The organism is Pseudoalteromonas sp. MMG012, from assembly GCF_018100875.1.
GTDB lineage: Bacteria > Pseudomonadota > Gammaproteobacteria > Enterobacterales > Alteromonadaceae > Pseudoalteromonas > Pseudoalteromonas aurantia.
Genome location: NZ_JAGJEF010000149.1, coordinates 1 through 3,090, shown reverse-complemented (window position 1 = coordinate 3,090; position 3,090 = coordinate 1). Strand labels below are relative to the sequence as shown.

The window sequence follows — 3,090 nt, the reverse complement described above, 5'->3', positions numbered from 1 at the left end:
TATAATGTAGTAGCCCATATCTTACCGCTTAGATTAAAAGGTTTGGACTTTATCTGACAGACAGCTATGAGCGAATAGAGGCCATTTAAAATTGTAATATCACCATCTAAAATACAAGATCTGAACCCATTTGAGTATTCTCAGTTTTATGGGTTGATGATTTTTTTATTTAGCCACTGTTCGAAAAAAGTTAAAAACTCTTTTACCTGCATTGGCATATACTGTCTACTGGCATATATAGCTTGAACACCGACCACTTCAGTATCACTATGACTAAATCCTCGTACATATTCATCTAATAGCAATACAAGCTTGTTGTTAGAAAGGTCTCTTTTTATGTCAATTAATGACTTAAAAGCAATGCCAAAACCTTGAACAGCCCAACGCCTAATGACCTCACCGTCTGAACATGACAAATGCGGCTCTACCTTTATTGATTGTCGTTTGTTATTAACTTCAAAATGCCAATCATTTAGTGGTTGACCAGAGCGTTCGAGAATCAAACAACGGTGATGCGATAGATCTTCTGGATGTCGGGGTAATCCATTGTGTTTTATGTAACCCGGAGAGGCGCATAACACTCGTCGATTTTGAACTAAAGGTCTGCTGATAAGGTTACTGTCTGGTAAATTACCGAATCTAAAGGCAATATCAACGCCTTGATCAATGATGTTGATTAAGCCGTCAGATAGCATTAAATGAGGAGAAATATTAGGATGGTTACTGGCAAACTCCGCAAGTGCTGGTGCAACATATTGTCGGCCAAAATCAGAAGTTGCGGATATTCGTAAGTGTCCTTGCAATGTGTTTTGCGAGTCTTGTATCATATTTTCAGTATTTTCGACTTCTTCAATTACCCTTAAACAGCCACTATAAAAACGCTCACCAGCATCGGTTAACGAGATACTTCGTGTATTTCGAGTCAACAACCTTGTGCCGTAACGCTTTTCAATTTGGTTAATGCGTGCCGTCATACTTGCAGGTGAAAGTCCTAATTTTCGTCCTGCTGCCGCTAGTCCTCCCGCTTTTACTACGTGAACGAACAACGCCATATCATCAATCTTCGTCATAATTCTTCAGTTTTTGTGAATAGTGATTTAACTCTACGAGCAATTATCAAATTAGTCAAAACAGTTAAACTGATTACATCGCTTTAAGGAGGTTGATATGCAATTAAATCACGCTTTACTGCTTGCATCTAATTTAGATGAGATGTCGCAGTTTTTAGTACAGACACTTGGTTTGAAAGAAGGTCAACGCCCACCGTTTGGTTTTGCTGGTGTTTGGTTGTATGACGAGAACAATGTGCCTTGTATCCACATTGCGGGGAGAAATGACATCAACCCTGAGCAATCTTTTTATTTAGGACATGATGAAAAGCACTGTTCAACACCGAGCTTGCCAACGGTTGATCATTTAGCGTTTAGCTCAAATGACTACCAAGGACTTAAAGGTCGTTTGTTAACGTATAACGTGCCTTTTGTTGAACGAGAGATACCTGAAGCAAACGAACATCAAGTATTTATCACAGGCCCTGATGGCCTAAAAATAGAAATCTTATTTTCAAGAAACGATATTCATTAATGAGGTTAAGCATATGAAAAACACACTATTTAACACAGGCAAACTTGGAAACCTTAATACCACTAATAAAGTGGTTATGGCACCGATGACGCGTTCTCGTACCGCACAACCCGGCGATATCCCGACGGATTTAATGGCGACTTACTATGCACAACGGGCAAGTGCAGGTTTTATTGTTTCAGAAGCCACTCAAATTTCTTCGCAAGGCAAAGGTTACTCCTTTACACCGGGCATTTATACACAAGCGCAAATTGATGGCTGGAAAAAAGTAACAGATGCGGTTCATAAAAGCTCGGGCATTATCTTTTCTCAACTTTGGCATGTTGGCCGGATGTCACACCCTGTGTTTCATCCTGATGGGTTACCTGTTGCACCGAGCGCCTTAGCTCCAGATGCACAAGTGTGGGTAGTTGGTGATGATGGTGTTGGCCGCATGCTTGATTGCCCAATACCACGAGCGTTATCAACCCAAGAAATCAAAGGTATTGTTGAAGACTATCGCCAAGGGGCAGTTAACGCTATAGAAGCGGGATTTGACGGTGTAGAAGTGCATGCTGGAAATGGTTATTTAATTGATCAATTTTTACGTAGTACATCAAACAAACGTACTGACGAATACGGTGGCAGTTTAGAAAATCGCATTAAGTTTGCCTTAGATATCATTAAAGCGATTAGTGATGAAATAGGCGCTGAGCGCACGGCAATAAGATTAGCTCCATTTATTACCCAAAGAGGCATGAACGACCCTGAAGCAATCGATGCCATATTATTACTAGCTAAACATTTTGATGAATTGGGTATCGCCTACATACATCTTGCCGAAGCCGATTGGGACGATGCTCCTAAGGTAACACCAGCGTTTCGTCAGCAACTACGTGAAAACTTCTCTGGTGCAATTGTTGTAGCGGGTAATTACACACCAGAAAAGTCAGATGAGTTGATTGGTGACGGTTTAGTTGATTTCGTTGCTTTTGGTCGTAAGTTCTTGGCAAATCCAGATTTGCCTTATCGACTGGAAAATAATTTACCGCTCAATGACATTTCTGATCAAGCCACGCTGTTTGGCGGCGATGAACGTGGATACACAGATTACCCAATATATTGTAAATAAATTAAGGAGTTAAACATGAAAGCAATTGGCCTATATAAATATTTACCAATAGAAAACGAGCAAGTATTGCAAGACTTCGAGATAAACATGCCTTCGGCTTCGGGTTACGATTTACTGGTGAAAGTTAATGCTGTATCGGTTAATCCGGTTGATACTAAGGTACGAGCGCCTAAAGACAAGGTTGAAGACTCGCCTAGAGTATTAGGTTGGGATGCTTCAGGCATTGTTGAAGCAATTGGCGAGCAAGTGACAGATTTTTGTGTTGGCGATGAGGTTTTTTATGCCGGAGATATTACTCGTTCAGGTAGTAATGCTGAGTATCAAGCAGTTGATTCAAGAATTGTTGGTAAGAAACCGAAAAACTTAACGTATTCAGAAGCCGCAGCATTACCACT

4 protein-coding genes are annotated in these 3,090 nt (G+C 40.5%); 3 read left to right on the top strand and 1 reads right to left on the bottom strand.

Annotated elements, in window-relative coordinates; all coding sequences use genetic code 11:
• Positions 1–146 precede the first annotated feature (146 nt).
• Entirely contained in the window at positions 147–1,070 is a 924-nt protein-coding gene (locus J8L97_RS22555) for a LysR family transcriptional regulator (protein ID WP_211052954.1), read from the bottom strand.
• 97 nt (positions 1,071–1,167) lie between these two features.
• On the opposite strand from J8L97_RS22555, the gene J8L97_RS22550 reads away from it, so the two are divergent.
• From J8L97_RS22550 to J8L97_RS22540, 3 genes are all read left to right on the top strand, one after another.
• A complete protein-coding gene (locus J8L97_RS22550; protein WP_211052952.1) occupies positions 1,168–1,584 on the top strand; it encodes a VOC family protein in 417 nt (138 codons plus the stop codon).
• 13 nt (positions 1,585–1,597) lie between these two features.
• Positions 1,598–2,695, top strand: coding sequence for an alkene reductase (locus J8L97_RS22545; RefSeq protein WP_211052951.1), 1,098 nt, complete (start codon positions 1,598–1,600; stop codon positions 2,693–2,695).
• 15 nt (positions 2,696–2,710) lie between these two features.
• Positions 2,711–3,090: alcohol dehydrogenase catalytic domain-containing protein (locus J8L97_RS22540; RefSeq protein ID WP_211052949.1), on the top strand; the 380-nt coding region annotated here is incomplete at its 3' end.

Coding starts and splice junctions, on each gene's coding strand:
- J8L97_RS22550 (WP_211052952.1), top strand. CDS start 1,168: ATGCAATTAAATCACGCTTTACTGCTTGCATCTAATTTAGATGAGATG.
- J8L97_RS22545 (WP_211052951.1), top strand. CDS start 1,598: ATGAAAAACACACTATTTAACACAGGCAAACTTGGAAACCTTAATACC.
- J8L97_RS22555 (WP_211052954.1), bottom strand. CDS start 1,070: ATGACGAAGATTGATGATATGGCGTTGTTCGTTCACGTAGTAAAAGCG.